General features: G+C 59.7%; 23 protein-coding genes and 3 pseudogenes. 20 read left to right on the top strand and 6 right to left on the bottom strand.

The window, feature by feature from the left end; translation table 11 throughout:
• Positions 1-25: 25 nt before the first annotated feature.
• The 9 genes and pseudogenes from HUK73_RS18815 to HUK73_RS18775 all read left to right on the top strand — a co-directional run.
• Complete coding sequence (locus HUK73_RS18815) at positions 26-505, top strand: nuclear transport factor 2 family protein (RefSeq protein WP_176593414.1); 480 nt, start codon at positions 26-28, stop codon at positions 503-505.
• 54 nt (positions 506-559) lie between these two features.
• Entirely contained in the window at positions 560-1,798 is a 1,239-nt protein-coding gene (locus HUK73_RS18810) for an aromatic ring-hydroxylating dioxygenase subunit alpha (RefSeq protein WP_255326430.1), read from the top strand.
• Positions 1,799-1,809: 11 nt separating this feature from the next.
• Complete coding sequence (locus HUK73_RS18805; RefSeq protein WP_176593413.1) at positions 1,810-2,154, top strand: hypothetical protein; 345 nt, start codon at positions 1,810-1,812, stop codon at positions 2,152-2,154.
• Between the two features lie 41 nt (positions 2,155-2,195).
• Positions 2,196-3,314 carry an NADH:flavin oxidoreductase/NADH oxidase gene (locus HUK73_RS18800; RefSeq protein ID WP_255326429.1) on the top strand — a complete coding sequence of 373 codons (1,119 nt, stop codon included), beginning with the start codon at positions 2,196-2,198 and terminating at the stop codon, positions 3,312-3,314.
• A 117-nt stretch (positions 3,315-3,431) separates the two neighbouring features.
• Positions 3,432-4,739, top strand: a complete 1,308-nt coding sequence (locus HUK73_RS18795; protein WP_176593411.1) for an acetamidase/formamidase family protein — start codon at positions 3,432-3,434, stop codon at positions 4,737-4,739.
• Positions 4,740-4,768: 29 nt separating this feature from the next.
• Positions 4,769-5,137 (top strand): annotated as a pseudogene (locus HUK73_RS18790) (muconolactone Delta-isomerase).
• Between the two features lie 25 nt (positions 5,138-5,162).
• Positions 5,163-6,053: a dioxygenase gene (locus tag HUK73_RS18785; protein WP_176593410.1), complete on the top strand. Its 891-nt coding sequence runs from the start codon at positions 5,163-5,165 to the stop codon at positions 6,051-6,053.
• Between the two features lie 9 nt (positions 6,054-6,062).
• A complete protein-coding gene (locus HUK73_RS18780; RefSeq protein WP_176593308.1) occupies positions 6,063-6,290 on the top strand; it encodes a hypothetical protein in 228 nt (75 codons plus the stop codon).
• 271 nt (positions 6,291-6,561) lie between these two features.
• Positions 6,562-6,978: pseudogene (locus tag HUK73_RS18775) on the top strand (transposase); the annotation flags it as partial.
• A gap of 336 nt (positions 6,979-7,314) precedes the next feature.
• On the opposite strand, the gene HUK73_RS18770 reads toward HUK73_RS18775, so the two are convergent.
• The 4 genes from HUK73_RS18770 to HUK73_RS18755 all read right to left on the bottom strand — a co-directional run bounded on the left by HUK73_RS18770 (position 7,315) and on the right by HUK73_RS18755 (position 9,875).
• Complete coding sequence (locus tag HUK73_RS18770; protein ID WP_218036654.1) at positions 7,315-7,944, bottom strand: outer membrane protein; 630 nt, start codon at positions 7,942-7,944, stop codon at positions 7,315-7,317.
• Between the two features lie 317 nt (positions 7,945-8,261).
• Complete coding sequence (locus HUK73_RS18765; RefSeq protein ID WP_176593409.1) at positions 8,262-8,654, bottom strand: PIN domain nuclease; 393 nt, start codon at positions 8,652-8,654, stop codon at positions 8,262-8,264.
• A complete protein-coding gene (locus tag HUK73_RS18760) occupies positions 8,651-8,845 on the bottom strand; it encodes a type II toxin-antitoxin system VapB family antitoxin (protein WP_176593408.1) in 195 nt (64 codons plus the stop codon). The genes HUK73_RS18765 and HUK73_RS18760 overlap by 4 nt, the downstream gene beginning before the upstream one ends.
• A 154-nt stretch (positions 8,846-8,999) precedes the next feature.
• Positions 9,000-9,875 carry a LysR family transcriptional regulator gene (locus tag HUK73_RS18755; RefSeq protein ID WP_255326428.1) on the bottom strand — a complete coding sequence of 292 codons (876 nt, stop codon included), beginning with the start codon at positions 9,873-9,875 and terminating at the stop codon, positions 9,000-9,002.
• Between the two features lie 133 nt (positions 9,876-10,008).
• On the opposite strand from HUK73_RS18755, the gene HUK73_RS18750 reads away from it, so the two are divergent.
• The 8 genes from HUK73_RS18750 (at position 10,009) to HUK73_RS18715 (ending at position 14,479) form a co-directional block, all read left to right on the top strand.
• Positions 10,009-11,091 (top strand): Rieske 2Fe-2S domain-containing protein, encoded by a 1,083-nt coding sequence (locus HUK73_RS18750; protein ID WP_176593406.1) that lies wholly within the window; start codon positions 10,009-10,011, stop codon positions 11,089-11,091.
• Positions 11,088-11,807 carry a glutathione S-transferase family protein gene (locus tag HUK73_RS18745; RefSeq protein ID WP_176593405.1) on the top strand — a complete coding sequence of 240 codons (720 nt, stop codon included), beginning with the start codon at positions 11,088-11,090 and terminating at the stop codon, positions 11,805-11,807. The genes HUK73_RS18750 and HUK73_RS18745 overlap by 4 nt, the downstream gene beginning before the upstream one ends.
• Before the next feature lie 26 nt (positions 11,808-11,833).
• On the top strand, positions 11,834-12,124 hold the full coding sequence (locus tag HUK73_RS18740; protein ID WP_176593404.1) for a nuclear transport factor 2 family protein: 291 nt from the start codon (positions 11,834-11,836) through the stop codon (positions 12,122-12,124).
• 102 nt (positions 12,125-12,226) lie between these two features.
• Positions 12,227-12,373 carry a hypothetical protein gene (locus tag HUK73_RS18735; RefSeq protein ID WP_176593403.1) on the top strand — a complete coding sequence of 49 codons (147 nt, stop codon included), beginning with the start codon at positions 12,227-12,229 and terminating at the stop codon, positions 12,371-12,373.
• A gap of 290 nt (positions 12,374-12,663) precedes the next feature.
• Entirely contained in the window at positions 12,664-12,954 is a 291-nt protein-coding gene (locus HUK73_RS18730; protein WP_176593402.1) for a type II toxin-antitoxin system ParD family antitoxin, read from the top strand.
• Positions 12,955-13,323: a type II toxin-antitoxin system RelE/ParE family toxin gene (locus HUK73_RS18725; RefSeq protein WP_176593401.1), complete on the top strand. Its 369-nt coding sequence runs from the start codon at positions 12,955-12,957 to the stop codon at positions 13,321-13,323.
• A gap of 311 nt (positions 13,324-13,634) precedes the next feature.
• Positions 13,635-13,943 carry a DUF1778 domain-containing protein gene (locus HUK73_RS18720; protein ID WP_176593400.1) on the top strand — a complete coding sequence of 103 codons (309 nt, stop codon included), beginning with the start codon at positions 13,635-13,637 and terminating at the stop codon, positions 13,941-13,943.
• A gap of 20 nt (positions 13,944-13,963) precedes the next feature.
• Entirely contained in the window at positions 13,964-14,479 is a 516-nt protein-coding gene (locus HUK73_RS18715) for a GNAT family N-acetyltransferase (protein WP_176593399.1), read from the top strand.
• Between the two features lie 8 nt (positions 14,480-14,487).
• On the opposite strand, the gene HUK73_RS18710 is transcribed toward HUK73_RS18715, so the two are convergent.
• A complete protein-coding gene (locus tag HUK73_RS18710) occupies positions 14,488-14,796 on the bottom strand; it encodes a DUF3363 domain-containing protein (protein WP_255326583.1) in 309 nt (102 codons plus the stop codon).
• A 515-nt stretch (positions 14,797-15,311) separates the two neighbouring features.
• Positions 15,312-15,587 (bottom strand): annotated as a pseudogene (locus HUK73_RS27275) (transposase); the annotation flags it as partial.
• A 70-nt stretch (positions 15,588-15,657) separates the two neighbouring features.
• Between HUK73_RS27275 and HUK73_RS18700 the strand changes: the two are divergent.
• From HUK73_RS18700 to HUK73_RS18690, 3 genes are read left to right on the top strand one after another with little or no spacing between them, the layout of a single operon-like run.
• Positions 15,658-16,260 carry a TetR/AcrR family transcriptional regulator gene (locus HUK73_RS18700; protein WP_255326582.1) on the top strand — a complete coding sequence of 201 codons (603 nt, stop codon included), beginning with the start codon at positions 15,658-15,660 and terminating at the stop codon, positions 16,258-16,260.
• Between the two features lie 41 nt (positions 16,261-16,301).
• On the top strand, positions 16,302-16,796 hold the full coding sequence (locus HUK73_RS18695) for a hypothetical protein (protein WP_176593396.1): 495 nt from the start codon (positions 16,302-16,304) through the stop codon (positions 16,794-16,796).
• A complete protein-coding gene (locus HUK73_RS18690; protein ID WP_176593395.1) occupies positions 16,786-17,313 on the top strand; it encodes a carboxymuconolactone decarboxylase family protein in 528 nt (175 codons plus the stop codon). Before HUK73_RS18695 ends, HUK73_RS18690 begins: the two co-directional genes overlap by 11 nt.
• Positions 17,314-17,431: the final 118 nt, after the last annotated feature.

Here is a 17,431-nt window from a genome sequence, read left to right as displayed (position 1 = left end):
TGCCCCTCCACCAGGACGGAATACTATGCCCGGCACATTGGAAGAGCGGATTACACGGCTGGAGGCGTTGCGCGCTATCGATACGCTGATCGTCGACCTTTCGCGCGCATTCGACGCCGGTCCGTCCGCCGAGATGCTGCGGCCGCTTTTCACAGAAGATGCCTCGTTCAAGATCGATCAATATGACACGCTTTCAGGCGGTGACAGGATCGCGCAGGGCGTCGCGGGAAATGCCGATCAGGGTTTCAAATGGACCCTGCATTACCTCGTTTCGCCAAAGGTAACGCTGGCTTCCACCTGCGACCACGCATCGGTCGAGTTCATGCTGTGGGAAGTGGCGACTTCGGCGCAGGGGCGGGCCTACTGGATTGGCGGTCGCTATGTGGCGACAACGGTTAACAGTGGGGAACGCTGGCAGTTCCGTTCGCTCGAACTCCAGGCCGATCTGATCTCTCACTATCCCGGAGGCTGGAACGCCAAGCCGGACGCGCTCGCGGACGCATAAGACACGCCCATCGGGGCACCCCGCGGCAGCACTGATCTAATATTCGGAGAGTTAATGATGACCACAGGGATAAAAGCAGCGGATTTAGCCCACATCTCCCGCAGTTCGCAGGATATTCGCAACGAACTGGGGGTTGATCCGGTGTCAGTGCGTTCCATCAGCGACCCGGCCATATTCCAGCTGGAGCGCGAAAAGATCTTCAAGAGGACCTGGCTGAAGGTCGCCACCAGCTGGGAACTGCCCAAGGTGGGTGACTATAAGGTCAAGGAACTGCCCGTCGCCGATGCGTCCGTTTTGATCGTGCGCGGTAAGGACGGCCAGATCCGCGCCTTCCACAATGTCTGCACCCATCGCGGCAACAAGGTTGTGCCGACCACCGGCTTCGAAACCTTCGGCCGCTCGCGCGCCAATGTGGTGACGTGCCGCTTCCACGGCTGGGTCTTCTCCACCGACGGGCCGCTGCGGTCGGTGCCGATGAAGGAACGGTTCGGCAAGCTCGACACGGCATGTCTTGGTCTGCGCGAAATCCATTGCGACATCTGGGAAGGGTTCGTCTTCATCAATTTCGATGTGGAGCCGGCACAGTCGCTGACCGAATATCTTGGGGACTTTGGGAAGCTGTTCAGCGGCTATCCCTATGCGGAATCGACCACCGCCTTCCGCTATTCGACGGTGCTGAACTGCAACTGGAAGGTCGCCCATTATGCCTTCAGCGAAGGCTATCATGTGCCGACGATCCACGCAGGATCGCTGCCGGGCTTCCAGGGCGTCGATCATACGGACTTCAAGCTGATGGGACCTCACGCTTCGTCCACCATCTATGGCGCGGGCATGGACACGGCGCCCTCGACGCTCGCCTTCGCCTCGATGCTCAGCACCACCGAACGCCACCGGCCGCGCCCCGATCAGCTACCGCCGGCGATCAACCCGGAACGGCGGGCCGATTTCCAGTTCGAGCTGCCCAATCTCTTCCCCAACTTCATCATCCACCTGGCGTCGGGCTGCGGCTATCCGGGCATGTCCTTCTTCACGCACCAGTTCTGGCCGCTCGACCATGGGCGGACGTTGTGGGAAGGCATCAACTATTTCCGCCCCGCGCAAACCGCGGCGGAACAAGTGGCGCAGCAGCATGTGAATGCGCTGCACCGCAACGCCTGGCTGGAAGACACCGCCACCATGGAAGACACGTTCGCGGGCATCATGTCCGGAACGATCGATGAAATGCAGTTGATGGATCAGGAATTCCTGATCCGCCACGCCGCGCGCACCCTCGACATCTTTCTCGCGGCTTGAGGAAAAGACCGATGACCAATCCCCTCCTTCCCGCCCCGTTCACCGACCTTGCGCCGCTTGCCGCGCATTGGGCAAGGCCCAGCGAGAATGAACGCAGCGAAATCCGCTGGTCCGCCAGCGCCGCTGATTTCAGGGCACTGTATGAAGCTATGATGCCACGCCTTGACGACATCCTGGCCCTGCTGTCGCAGCACCCCGCAACCGACATGCCCGAGGATGTGCGCAACCTCTTCCTGCTGGCGTGCGCCTTCGCCGAAGCCTCTCCACATCATGAACTGTACGGGGGCAGCAGCGCGGTGCCCTACAGCTTCGATGCCAGGCGCTTCGTCCGCACCGACGGCGACGCCTCGCTCTGAACGCGCCGAAGATGGATAGGCTTCAAGATCGTCCACTTCCCATGCTGTTTCAGCCCCTCACCATCGGGGGGCTGACACTTTCCAATCGCATTGTCATCGCACCCATGTGCCAATATTCGGCGGTCGACGGCTGCATGACCGACTGGCACATGACGCATCTGGGGCAGCTTGCTCAATCAGGAGCGGGATTGCTGACGATCGAGGCGACAGCAGTATTGCCGGAGGGCCGTATCACCTATGCTGATACCGGCCTCTATGATGATAGCACCGAAGCGGCGATGGGCAGGGTTCTGGGCGCGCTGCGGCGCTGGTCCTCCATGCCGGTGGCGATCCAGCTGGGCCATGCGGGGCGCAAGGCTTCGCAAGACCTGTTGTGGACCGGCGGGCGTCAGATTGCTCCGCAGCACCCTCATGGCTGGCAGGCCGTTGCCCCCTCCGCCCTTGGCTACGATGATGGGGAGGCGCTTCCACACGCACTGAACCGTTCAGAGCTGGCGGAAATCAGGAAGGCCTTCGCCGCTGCGGCTTGCCGGGCGGCTCGGCTGGGCATCGATGCCATCCAGCTCCATGGCGCGCACGGCTATCTGCTGCACCAGTTCCTGTCGCCGCTGTCCAACCGCCGCACCGACGAATATGGCGGCAGCCTCACCCATCGAATGCGCTTTCCGTTGGAGATTTTCGACGTGGTTCGAGCCGCATTTCCCGCGGATCGACCGGTGTCGATGCGCGTATCGGCGACTGACTGGATCGCAAACGGATGGCAGGTCGAGGACACGATCGCCTTCGCGCTGGCGCTGGAAGCACGGGGGTGCGCCGCCATCCACGTGTCCAGCGGCGGTCTGCACGCGAGCCAGACTATCCCGGTCAAGCCTGGCTATCAGGTGCCTCTCGCCAGTATGGTGAAGCAGGCGGTCCAGATACCCGTCGTGGCGGTGGGCCTGATCACGGAATTCGATCAAGCGGAGGCGATATTGCGTGAGGGCGACGCTGATCTGATCGGCGTGGCGCGGACCATCCTCTACGATCCGCGCTGGCCATGGCGCGCCGCCGAACATTTCGGCGTCCAGATGGAAGTTTCCGATCAATATCTGTTCGCAGCGCCATTCGGGCGCACGTCGTTGTTCCGGTCGCGTTCCGGCAGCGAAGCCATGCCGACTTAGCCCGAAACCGCAGCCGATCGCATCTGATTGTTACAAACTGTGAGGCAAACCGTGCCGCCCCTTTCGCCACGAAGCCGGTGCGGTAGCCTCCCGACAAACGAGAATGAGGGTAGTTCCATGTCCGACGCACGATCGCATATCGAAGTCTATGATTACAGCGGCGGCATCGTCGGGCCGGGGATCGAACCGGCCGGCACGGTGAAGGACGGCGGTACCATTCGAACCGGCACCCCACCTGGCTGCTGGGGGCCCATGATCACGCCGAAGTTTCAGGGCGGTCATGAAGTGACGCGCCCCGTCTTTGTCGAAGGCGCGGAAGTCGGAGATGCGATCGCGATCAAGCTGAAGACCGTTCAGGTGACGTCGCTCGCCACGTCGTCGGGCGTGATGGAATTTGTGGAGGGCCGCTATCTTGGCGATCCCTTCGTCGCGAAACTCTGTCCCAACTGCGGCGCTACCAGCCCCTCCAGCCATATCGAAGGCATTGGTGAGGAAGCGGTGCGTTGCGACGGCTGCGGTGCGGAGGTCAACGCATTCCGTTTTTCGAATGGCTATGTCATCGTCCTCGACCGCGAGAGCAAGGTGTCGCTGACCGTCGACAAGGATGTCGCCGAACGCATCGCGGCCGACGCGCGCCATGTCGCCGCCATGCCCGAACAGGCGAACCAGCATTCCATCCTCGCCCTGGCACGCGCGGACATATCCGGACTGGCGAGCCGCGTGCGGCCTTTTCTGGGCAATATCGGCACCATCCCCTCGCGCGATCTGCCCGATTCCCACAATGCGGGCGATTTCGGCGCATTCCTGATCGGCGCGCCTCATGGCTACAGCTTCACGCAGGAAGAGCTTAACGAGCACAAAACCGATGGTCACATGGACACCAACTCGGTCCGTGAAGGCGCCATCCTCATTTGTCCCGTGAAGGTGCCGGGCGGCGGCATCTATATGGGCGATATGCATGCCCAGCAGGGCAATGGCGAGATTGCCGGTCACGCCACCGACGTGTCGGGCGTGGTCGAACTGGAAGTCAAGGTCATAAAGGGCCTGAAGCTGGATGGCCCGGTCCTGCTGCAACATCGCGAAGATCTGCCGTTTCTGGCGCAACCGATGAGCAGCGAGGAAAGCGCGGCGATCAAGCGACTGGCCGAAAGCTATGGCCAGCAATCGATCGAAGATAACGCGCCGATTACTTTCATAGGATCGGGACGTACGCTCAACGATGCCACGGACAACGGCCTCGCCCGTGCAGCCCAAGTGACTGGCCTGCCCTACGACGAGATCCTGAACCGGGCCACTATCGCGGGCTCCATCGAGATCAGCCGTCTCCCCGGCGTGGTCCGGGTCACCTTCATGTGTCCGACATCCATATTGGAGCGGATGGGCGTAGCCGAACTGGTCCGCGCGCAATATGGGGGGCAGTCTTGATCCCATTGAACGGGTGGGACTAGCGCTGGATGAGGACCGGATCGCCTTCCTCCGCCGGGACGCCACCCATACCACAATCTCTCTCACATCTTCGCGGACCGCCTGACATGCTCTTCAAAGTCGAAATGGATGTAAATGTGAATCCGGACTATGATTCGGTCCCGATTGAACAGTTGAAGGCAGCAGAAGAGGCGCGCTTCCAGAAATTGCAACGCGCCGGAACCTGGCGCCATATCTGGTGAGTCGTCGGCCAATACGTCAACGTCAGCATCTTCGATGTCGGCAGCAACGCGGAATTGTACGACTTACTGACAACCTTGCCCCTCTATCCGTTTATGGACGTGCGTGTAACGGCCCTGTGCCGCCATCGTTCGTCCGTTCATGACGATGACCGTTGAAATTCCAAGATCCCAGGAGAGTTATATGAATCAGGATTTTGTGGACTCGCCCGCAGTCCAGTCGCTTTTGCTGCGGGCCAGCGGCCTTGATAGCGATGGTGGAGACCCCCGCCTGAAGACGATCATTCGTGATCTTGTAGAGGCCGCGATGAGGACGATCGTCCGCCATAACGTCACCGAGAGCGAGTTCTGGAACGCCATCAAATATTTTCAGAACGGCGCGGCTGAATTCGGCTTGATCGTGCCCGGCGTCGGCCTTGAACATTTCCTGGACCTGTTCATGGACGCAAAGGATGCTGAGGCCGGCATGTCCGGTGGTACGCCGCGGACCATCGAGGGGCCGCTTTACGTCGAAGGCGCACCTTTGGTCGAAGGGGATGTCAACCTGACCGAAGATCCTGACGACACCGGCACATTGTACATGAACGGCCAGGTACGCGGCCCGGACGGCGAGCTCGTGCAGGGCGCCATCCTGCATGTCTGGCACGCCAATTCACAGGGATGGTACTCTCACTTCGATCCGACACGCGAACAAACGCCGTTCAACAACCGCCGCCGCATCAAGCTGGGGGCAGATGGCCGCTATTCCTTCCATTCAAAGACCCCCAATGGCTACAGCGTCCCGCCGGGCGGCGCTACCGAGATGCTAATGAAGGCGATTGGCCGCCACGGCAATCGCCCCGCGCATGTGCACTTCTTCGTGGAGGCGCCCGGCTATCGCGCGTTGACGACGCAGATCAATTTTGGTGACGATCCCTTCGCGGCGGACGATTTCGCATTCGGAACCCGCGAAGGTTTGCTGCCCGTTCCCAATCGTCAGGGGGACAGTGCATACATCGCTTTCGACTTCGTGCTGCAGCGCGCCACAGGTGCGCAGGATGAGGGCTTTTCCAACCGGTCCCGCTCCGCTGCTTGAGGTGATCCGATGAAGCCAGATTTTTCCGCTCCCAAGATGCCGCGCGGATGCGCCTTGCCCGACGCACGGCTGATCGCCTGGCTCACGGCGAACGCTCCCGCTCGGACTGCTGAAGGGCTGAACGATCGCTTCGGGATCAGCTATAATAGCTGGCGTCGATTGATGGCCGGTCAGCCAGTCCGCGCCTCGCTCCTTGCGCGGCTCGGACACCGCTTCTCAACCGAGACGCGCGGATGAGCAACAAGATTTACGACAGCCCCTCGGGTTGCACTGGAAGGCCTGTTGTTCGAAGGCATGACGAACCTGCCCCTTCCCCTGTGAGGGCGAAGCGGAGTCCGACCTCATCAACGCCGGCAAGCAGGCGATCACCGCTCGACATGGCCGTGCTGGGCAAGCCTAACCTCTGTTATTCACCAGACTGAGGCTGAAGGGTTGGCGAGAGTAGCGCAAGACTCTGTTCTGCAATAGGAAATTGGATGTCGAAACCATTCCCTGCACAGAACAGAAAATGCCATCGGCCACCCCCGCCGAGAATTTCGATAGCGCGCCTCTAATTTCGTTTCCAGCGATCCATCGCAAGAAGGTCACGGCTGCCTTGGATGGCGGGCGGTTGACCTCGGACGGCGGGGTTCTGCTGCTGGCTCAAGCCGAGCGCGCGATGAGCATCTGCAGGCAGCTTGCCGACTGCATTGCCGATCCGCGTGATCCTTCCCGTGTAATCCACAAGCTCGACGACATCCTGCGAGCGCGGATTCTGGTGATTGCCTGTGGCTATGAGGACGCCGACGACCTTGATGCCCTGGGCGCCGATCCGGACTTTCGCCTGTCGCTGGGCAAGCTGCCCGGTTCAGGCGCGGGCCTGGCGAGCCAACCGACCATGAGCCGCTGGGAGAACGCGCCGATCACGCGCGAACTGGCGCGGATGATGACGAATGGCCGGATTACACCGAGTAAAGGTTGACGTGGCGTTACGAGCGGCGGGCTTCAAGTGAGCGGCTCCTTGGCCGCCCATCAGGCCATTTTCCGCCAGCGTCTGCTTCGAGGCGTTGCGCCAAAAGCTCCCCATGACTGGCCATGGTCTGAAGCGCTTGAGATTGGTGGACAAGGGCGAAAAATCCAAACCACGTAAAAGCGGCGAGGTCTGCGAGAAGCATCAACCCAGATGGTTGCGTCAATCTGGTGGTCACTATGAAATGGGGCGGGAGTTGTCTCCCGCCCCGATGTGCATTCCGGGCCGACTGTGATGGCCCCAGACGGAATTTTAGAAGCGCCAGCCGCCCGTCACTGCGATCTGGTGGCGCACAGTCTTGATGCGACCGTCGAACGTGACGTTCGCGTCGCTGTACGTGTAATCGAAGTGGCCATAGTCGCTGTAGCGATATTCTAGGCGGCCAAATTCCCGGCCATTCGTGTATTCCACGCCACCGCCGACGCGATAGCCGTCAATGTTATCACCGACGCTCGCGCTCAGGCCGCTATAGCTATATTTCAGCTTCGCGCGGGCATTCGTGTAACCCGCTTTGGCGTAAACGAGCAGTGTAGGCGAAACCGGGAAGCCGACGCGCGCGCCAACATACAGATCACGGTCAGCCATCAGCGACAGCTTATCGTCTACCAAGGCCACGTCAGTGACGCTCTCCTTGATTGTCGAATCCGTGGCTTCGCCTTCGATGCCGATCACTGCACTGCCAAGGTCCACGTCATACCCTGCCGTAATGCCATACAGCAGACCGTCCTTCGATGCATGGATGCCGTCTTCGCTGAACCGCAGCTTGTCGTAACCCAGCACCAAGCCGACCTTTGCGCCACCGAAGTTCGAAGCTTCCGGTTGCGCGTAGGCAGGTGCGGAAATAGCCGTCATAGCAACGGCTGCGATGAGAATTTTCTTCAAGATTATCCCCCTAAAACAGTTGTACGAAAAGCGACCCCGCTGCCTCGGATAGCGACGGAAGCCGTAAGGGCAAGCTCGAAGATGAAGCGAAAATGACTAAATTGTGTTAGTGTTGTATTTTTGCAGCGGTGCTAGATATAGCATGACCATCACCACATCGGTGGCATGTGTTGCTGCTGACTGTCCAACGAAATGGGAGCCAAATCCGCAATGTCAGATATTGGTGATCAGCTTTCAGCAGTTAAACGGCAAAAAATGCGCAACGTTGTTGTCCGCTCGTCGGATGGACGCGCTGTCGCTGACAGAAGGCACCGCTTTCAATATACGGACTCAAGCCCCAGATGTTCGGTAAATGGATCAAAGTCACGGTCGCTATGAAGCAGGCCCAGGCCGGCTTCGATACATCGAGTTGCGATCAACGTGTCGATCGTCTTGCGAACAGTGACGCCTAGCCCCCTAAGTATGCGGAAATTGCGAGCTGCCTGCACTGCAATATCTCGGCCGCCGATCTCGATCATTTCGAGTGATCCGAGTAGGCGATGGCCCTGATTGAAATCGCGCTCGCTGGTGAAACCTTGCAACACCTCGACCAGAATGAGATCGCCGATCAACAACGGCTCTTTGCCGAGCAGTGAATCAAGCAGGTCCGCCTGCGGAGAAGCCGTGCCGCGAAAAAAGTCGATCCAAACGCTCGAATCTACGAGGATCATACGTCGTTTCGCATAATATCAAGATCTCCTTCCCAGGCGAACTTGCCGCGAGCGCCCCGAAGTTTGGCCTGCGACTGGAGCGTAAGGAGCAACCTTAACCCCGCCTCCACCACTTCGCGCTTTGTCTTGAGGCCAGTAGCGCGAAGCGCCTTGGTCATAAGATCATCGTCGATCACGATATTGGTCCGCATAATGTGTATCCTTTTCCTGATTTATACACATAACGCGCATTGGACTGCGGATCAATCGGGTCAAGCGGGTTCGCTCAACTGTGAACGTCTTTGCGGGTAGACAGGGCTGCGACACAACCGAACGCAGAATTGAGCGCGTTCGGAATTGGTCCCTTCAGGCGTAAGTCAAACGCTGGGACAGGCGAGGTGCCATGTCACTCAAAAATGTGCGGGTAGGTTGATCCATTGGGACATCGTCCCTTACCAAAAGATGAAGGCCTGTACCAAGTTCTTCATGCAGAGGGGTAACGCGATCGAGGTTAGCTATAGAATCAGCGACGAACGTCCACAGGAAGCCCGCACCCAACCCCTGTTCAACCGACTGTTTCAGTGCTGGCCAACTATCGACATAAGCGGATACACGGATGGTGCGGCAAAAAATATCATCCCACTGCTTCATGGCGCGCACACGTGACGAACTCGCACATCGCACCCATTCGTATTCTTGGGGTGGCAGACCATGTCCCCGCGCTTCCAGATAGGCATGTGACGCATAGCCAGCTTGACGCAGCGTGCCTATTCGCGTTCCGCGAAGGTGCCGCGGGATCGGATCGACCAGACATAAGCCGACTTCGCACTTGCGCGTGATGACATCGTCTTCCGGTTCGCCCGACGTGTTCATCCGGAGTCGGATATTGGGATGCGATCGTGAGAATGCCGCGAGCTCTGGCAAAAATTCGGATCCGAGTTCGGTCGCTATGGCTATGCGGAGCTCGGCCTGTTCCGCCTCAGATTCCCCAGACAAGTCGGTTCCGAGTCCCGCAATAAGTGCTTCAATCTGGTCGGCAACGCCGAGCACACGACGACCCGCGGCAGTCGGATGGTAACCTTCTTCTCCTTGTTCGAACAATGGCACGCCAGCTTGGTGTTCAAGTCGTTCCAGGCGGCGACCTACGGTGGTTCGGTCCACACGCAGCCGCTTTGCTGCAGCGGTATAATTTCCCGCACGGACGGCTGTCAGGAAGAATCTAAGGTTATCCCAGTCGATCATGTGGGGATATTTGCACGAAAATGATGTAATGTCCTGTGCGAATATGCACATATAGGTGTGCGAACTTCAATGTTGTTCGTTGGCCGTTCGTGCCGCACGTTTCCCAGAAGAACGCAATATTCGGAGGGCGGGAATGGCATCAACGGCGGAATACAGGCTCGGCGAGTTCGATTATCCACGCGGCTGGTTCATGATCGGTGACGCTGATGAGTTGGGCAGTGGTCCAGCGACCTTGCATTTCTTCGGCAAGGATTTGGTGTTCTACCGAGGTATGAGTGGTACGCCGCATCTCGTACAAGCCTATTGCCCTCATATGGGTGCCCATCTCGGGCGTAACAGCACCTCCTATATCGTGCGGGATGGATCCCAAGTGGAAGGTGAGTCCATCCGTTGCCCGTTCCACGGCTGGCGGTTCGGGCCTAACGGGCAGTGCAACGACATTCCCTATTCGCCGAATTTCATCCCCAAGGCGGCCTGCCTGACCACATATCCCGTTGTTGAAAGGGCAGGCATTGTCTGGATGTGGCATGATCCCGAAGGGCTCAAACCTGATCAGGATCTTCCCACCTTCGCTGCCTGGGAGAAGGAAAATGAAGGCTGGGTGCGCTGGCTAATTGATGACTATGGCACACTCCCAGTCCATCCGATCGAAATCGTGGATAACATGGCAGACTTCGGTCATATGGGTCCGATCCACGGCAGCATCGACAATCAGTATTTCGACAATCTCTTCGAGGGGCATAAGCTAGTCCAACGCTTCGATGCAGGGCACCGAACGTTAACGGTGGAAGCCAACGACACATTGTCGCTCGACACATGGTACGAAGGCCCGGCAATACTCCAGGTGGACATGCGTGGTACTTTTCCTTCTCATATGTTGATCGCGCATACACCCATCGACAACGGCACGGTGCGCGTTTGGCACGCGTTGATGGTAAAAATGCCAGACGCAACGGCCGCGCAAGCTGACCTACAAACGGCGCGCGGTTATCAGCGCGCCAGTCGCGATGCGCTTGGGCAGGACGTGGAAATCTGGGCCAACAAAGCTTCTTGCGTCAATCCTATGCAAATCCCGGCCGACGGCCCTTATGGGAAGGTCCGACTATGGTACAGCCAGTTCTACAATCCGCGCGATAAGGCTGCCGCAATTCAGAAGCGCGTGGAGGGACAGGTTGTCACGTTCGGAAAACAACGGGTTGTGGAGCGTGCGGCATGACCAACGGTGGCAATCACCCTCCGGTCGAACTCTACGGGATGGCAAGTCCTAACGTCCGAAAAATCACCATTATGCTGGCGGAAATCGGCCAACCCTACGGATTTCGGCGCATCGATGTTTTCCGTGGTGGGCAGTTTGAACCAGATTTTCAGCGATTGAACCCGAACCGAAAGGTGCCGGTGTTGGTCGATTATCGTGCTGATAAAAACAGCCCTACCGTGATTTTCGAGTCCGCCGCAATTCTGATCTATTTGGCTGAGCAATCCGGTGCGTTGTTGCCAACCAGCGAACCTGCCCGCACAGCAGTGTTTCAATGGCTGATGATACAGGCATGCAATGTTGGCCCGTTGATGGGGCAGTTCAATCATTTTGCCTTCGTTGCGAGAGAAGGCAACGATTACGCGTTCGAGCGCTATCGGCGTGAAGCGGAGCGACTTTACCGTCTCCTTGACGAACGGCTGGAACACCGACCCTATCTCGCTGGCGAAGAATATTCCATCGCCGATGTCGCGTCATATCCATGGGCTCTTTACCTCGAATGCCACGGCTTCGAATGGAACGCATTTCCTCATTTGGATGCATGGCGGCACCGCATCGCCGTGCGCCCCGCGGTGGAGGCTGGCCTACAGGCAGTAGAACAGGCGGAGGCTGCAGATGCCGTGGCTTTTGAAGCCGCTACGGCACAGGATCGCGATCGCTTCTTCGGCAAAATTTAGCAACACCAGAGCAGAACGGAACGAGCATGGGCGACCTCGAACAGAGACTTCTCGCGCTGGGCGAGGAAATGGCGAAGTTGCGAGACCAGATGGCAATATATCAGCTTTTAGTCCGATATGGGCCGTTGGTGGACAGCGCCGATGACGAGGTACGACGGGAGACGGCCGGTGCGCTGTTCAGTGAAAATGGCGTCTACGATCTCGGCAGTGACTACAAAGCACGTGGCCCGGACGGCGTAGCAGAATTGCTGGCCGGAGGAACTCATCGCGACCTGGTTTGTCATGGGCCTGCTAGATTGCGGTCAGCACGATCATGAAGACGGCGCTGACCTGGCCCCATACGGGCGAACCTCGAAGCCAACGAGCGGCGCCTTCCCGCCTTCGAGGCCCGTCTGGGCCAGGCATTCCCCGACGCCGCATTGCTGGAAGATAAGCTCCAGTTACTCGCCGCGCTTGAGGAGGAACTGGCGAACAGCACGGGCGAGTTCGAACCGGGCAAGGATGGGGAGGCCTATGTGGCCGATGGCGAAGGCATCGATGGCAAGCCGTTGTCGGAGGCGGCTTGACCGGCCCCGGCGCCATATCAGGCGGCAGGCCAGCGGTACCAGCAGGGTATCTCTACGGCGCGGCCTGCCTTCGATTGCTTGGGCTTGCTGAAAACCTGCGGAAATCCATAGTCCGGCCGGCTCCGAACCGTCCCAGCTCCAGGGCAATTCTGCCTCATAGCCCGACTGAATGGAACTTCGGTACGGTGGAATTGGGCTGTCAGGCCGCCAGCAACGGCGAGCAAAGATCGCACCCATTGGCATAATCTGCCATAAGATGCTATGACTCGCTGCCGGAGGAGATACCGTAAATGCCGACTCGCAATGTGGTGCTGACCGATCACCAGGCTGATCTCGTGGATTCGCTGGTTCGCTCTGGACGCTACCAGAACGCGAGCGAAGTCCTGCGTGAGGGGCTCCGCCTGGTCGAACGAAACGCTGCCGAAGACGCCGCAAGGCTCGATGCCTTGCAAAAGGCGGCGCAAACCGGGTGGGATGACCTCGATGCAGGCCGGTTTGTCGATGTTGAAGAGCATCAACTCGGCGAATTCATCGCGGGTTTGGGTCGGCAAGCGAAGAAGCGGGCGCGCTTGGCGCAATAAATGGCAAGCTATCGGCTTTCTGCCTCGGCGCAAGCCGACATCATCGACATATTGGAATGGACGCAGGCCCGCTTCGGCGACGCAGCGCGCGAGCGCTATGAGGTGCTGCTCGCAACCGCCATCCGGGGTATCGCGGCTGAGCCTGATCGGCCTGGCGCGGTTGACCGTCCCGAGTTGGGGAAAGATGCGCGCACCTGGCATTTGCGACTCAGTCGTGAGCGGGCACGGACTGACGTCGGAACCGTCCGTCGTCCGCGCCATTTCATCCTCTTTCGAGCGACCAATCCCGATGTCTTGGAGATTGGACGCGTCCTTTACGACGCAATGGAGCTGGAGCGCTATCGCTTGCGCGAAGAAGACTGGAACTGACCGGCGCCATATTGAATCGCGGCAATCCGGGGTCAGCGAGGTCGCTATCGCGCGCCAAGGACGCAATGTGATCCCAGATTCCAGCCTTGCTTCTGGTTCTGGCATGGAGCCTCTCGATCCCGAGCCTCGCGATACTGGTGTCCGCCTTGTCCTCGACAACATAATCGCAGCGTAGCAGCGATATCGCGTCCCTGACCGCGAGGTCCCCATAAGATCTGTGTGGTATTCATTGCTGGACCTTTAGTGTGAAAGATTGTATTGCTGTTGTCATGACAGTTTTGACGGATTGTCGGTTGATGAGGATGTGAGCGATGGCGCGGGCGGAGAGTTACGGACGGGAACGGCGCGCGTCGGCACGAAAGGATGATGTCATCCAGGTGCGTGCGATGGCGGGCACCAAGGCGCTGCTCAACCGCGCGGCGGCGATGCGCGGCCAGAAGCTGTCCGAGTTCATGCTGGAGAGCGCGCGGCGCGAAGCGGAGAATGCTCTCCTCGACCAGCGCAGCTTCTTCCTTGACGACGAACGCCATGCCGCGTTCGTGGCGATGCTCGATGCACCACACACACCTTCCGAAAAGCTCCGGGAGTTGATGCATCGCAAGCCGGCCTGGGACCGCTGACCCGGGCTCGCTGAGCGACGATGACGACATGCGCCGTTACCGCGCCGGCGCCGCTTCGGGCGGAGCATGATGCCGCCGCTTTTGCGTCCGGCCAACATGACACGCTCGATAGCTGGCTGAGGGAGCGCGCACTGACCAGCGAGGGCTTGTCGGCGCGCACCTATGTTATCTGCCACGCGGCCGCGCCGCAGCGGATTGTCGCCTATTACACGATCACCACCGTGATGGAGCAGCGCGCGGCGTTGCCGAGCGCTAAGCTCCGGGGGGCGATGCCCGAGCAGGTGCCGCTGCTGCTGGTCGCGCGGCTCGCGGTCGACCGCGAATGGCAAGGCCTGGGGCTGGGCGGGGATCTTCTGGGCGATGCCCTCCGGCGGTGCTTTGCGGCATCGGTGATCGCCGGCGCCCGCGGCATCGCGGTCCATGCGATCGATGAGGTCGCCGCCAGCTTCTATGAGCATCATGGTTTCCTGCGATCGCCGTTGGGGGAGCTGACCCTGATCCTCCCGATCGAGGCGCTGCGCGGGATTATTGACTGAAGGCCGCCTCACAGCCCAAGTCCCCGGCTACGGCCGAGCGCCCAATCGACGCTGCCGCCACGCCCCATCGTGCCGCTGATATACTGGGCGAGATGCTGATCAAGGGCCGGGCGCCAGGGCACAAACTGGAGGCCGAGGCCATCGTCGATCATCGCGAACCGTTCCGATGTGAGCGTCACCCGCTCGCGATAGATGCTGCTCACATAATCGCCTTCGGCCGATGGCTGGTGGGCAAGGCCGGTACGCCTGGCGATCGCATCGGCTTCCTGGGCCATCTCCCGCGCGCGCAGCGTCTCGAGACACTCCGTTAGAGTCAGTGGCTGTCAAAGGTCGCCTTCCTGTTTGGAACTCGCCTCGCGGAAACCATCTTGGCCAGCGGCTATATGCGGCCGCAACGACAGGTCGGACATATGGTCGCAAGCGATCCGGTCGAAATATCCGCTCAAACGTCTTGCAAGAGGGAGCCGCCCACATATGAGGTGGTGCCGGAAATTTGGACAGGGTGCTCTTATGTTCCGAATCAAGAACCTTGGGCATGGCTAGGTCCTTTCCGTCAGTTATGACGAAATCAAACACGTGAAGCTGATGTACAAAGTAGGAAGCAGGGCTTTCGACGATGGTTGGCATACTCTTATGCGCGGGTTGGTCACCGCATTCCCGTATGTTCGTCTGGGGCTGCCTCTGTCTAAGAACGGGCATGGACTTTTTCAGTCCGCCACATAGCACTTGGCGAGGGTTCCCCACCGGGGCCCTGCTCCCAACTTTGCACATCAAGCAGATGATCTAAGTCTTGTTTACTCCTTTCTCATGGCGGTTTGGCGATGATGAGCCTTCACGCCTGAGCGGTAGGTGCCACCTCTTGCCCGATCGCCCAGAGGAAGGCGGCCATTTCCCGAGCGATACGTGGCGATTGGCCACGGGTTCGAGCCTTGTACCATTTCGTCAGCGGACTTTCGGGATGCTTGCCCTGCCAGATCCAGGCAATTTCGATGAGGATGCAGCGGGCCCAGCTGTTGCCTGCTTTGGAGATACCCTGGCACCTTGTCATTGAGCCGCTGTCATATGCACTCGGCGTCAGCCCGAGGTACGATCCCAAATGGGAGCGGCTGCTGAATTGACGGTGGCCAGAATCTTATATACAGAACGAATATTCTGTAATGAATTGGAAGTCCAATGTGATGCCGCGTCCTGTCACCTATGATCGCGCAAAGGTTATCGAACTGGCCGCGCTCCGCTTCTGGGAGGACGGCTTTGCCGACTGCGATGTCGAGACGCTAACGCATGCGGCCGGGGTCAACCGGCACAGCTTGTACAAAGCGTTCGGGGGAAAGAGCGGCCTATTTCTCGATGCGCTCGATTTCTATCTCGACCAGATTGCCGCCCCCTATCTTGCGCTGCTTGAGGGAGGAGCGGGACTCGATGAACTGGTCCGCTATTTCGAGATCGCGGCGGGCGTGGTCAACGATACGGGCCACGGCGACATCCAGCGCTATGATCGCCGGGGTTGCCTGATCGCCAATACCGTCGCCGAGATGGGGCGCTCCGAGCCCCAGGTCAGCGTGATCATCGACCGTTATTATGACCGGGTCGAGCGCGCCTTCGCGGCGTTGATCGCGCGCGGGCAGGCGGCCGGATCGATCCGCGCCGATCTCGATCCCGGCGCCACCGGCCGCTGGCTGCTGCTGACGAGCCAGGGGATGGGCATTTCGGTGCGTATGGGAGCGGTTTCAGCTGATTTGCCGAATATCGTCCGTATGGCGCTCGCGCCACCGTTGGCCTAACCCGCACTATTTTCACGCTTTGATCATGTAAAGGAATACCCATGATGGATAGGCCAACCAGCGTCACCCTCGATCCGCATCTCGCCAAGGCAGGGCCGGCCGCCGAGAGCTTCGCCCGATTATGGCTGAGCCTGTGGCAGCAGGATCATGTGCCAGCCGTGACCTTGGAACTGTGCCGCCTGACATTCGCCCGCATGCACGACGATACGGCCGAGATTGCCGCCGCCAACCCGCATCTGGCATCGGACGCGATATCGGCCACGCGCCGGGAGGCGGTGCTGGCGGGCGAGGCGCTCGACCATTCGGATTTTTCCGAGGCGGAAAAAGCGGCGATGCTGTTCGCTGAATATTATTGGATGGACCCCCAGTCGATCACCGATGAGGCGGCCGACGCTGTGAAGGCACATGGCGGTGAAGCGGCCCTTGTCCTGTTGATCGAGGCGCTGGGCTGCATCGACGGCCGCATCCGCACCGCGCGCTGCTTGCGCGACATGGCCGCTCATATTCCTGCTCAGGAGGTCGCTCATGTCGGCTAAGCCTCGTGCCACCGGCCCCGCCACCCAGACCGGCAATGTCATCCGTGACAGTGCGATGGGACTGGTGCCCGAGACCGTGTCCGAAATCATCGCGCTCAATAGTCATGTCTGGCGTGAAAGCCTGGTGTCGCCCGCGCTGCTGGAGATTATCCGCCTGCGCAACGCGCGCACAGTCAATTGCGTGTTCTGCAAGTCGGTGCGTTACGATGTCGCGCGTGCGGACGGTCTGTCGGAAGACCGCGCCGAGATGGTGGCCGATGGTTATCAGGAAAGTGCGCTCACGCCCCGGGAAAAGGCGGCATTGGTGCTCGCCGATGCCTATCTCGGTTTCCCGGCGGGCGTGGATGCGCAAATCGCTCGGCAGGTCGCGGCGGACTATTCGGAAGCGGAAATCGCATCGATGCTCGTTGCGTTGATGTGCTTCAACTTCACGTCACGGATGGCCGTCAGCATCGGCGGCATGCCCGAAGATCCGCTGCCGATCATGGAAGTGTCCATCGCCATTTCGGCAGGTTAACCCGAGCGGCGATGGGCTGAACCGAATGGCCCAGATATCGCGCGGTTTGAGCGGACGCTTGGGTCCGACGTTCTGACCTACGTTCCAGGGGCGCCGTTCATGCACGGCAGGGTCCAGG

Origin of the sequence: Sphingobium sp. EM0848 (assembly GCF_013375555.1) — a bacterium.
Taxonomy (GTDB): Bacteria; Pseudomonadota; Alphaproteobacteria; order Sphingomonadales; family Sphingomonadaceae; genus Sphingobium.
The sequence above is the reverse complement of the archived record's forward strand: the minus strand, read 5'-3'. Positions and strand labels throughout refer to the sequence as shown.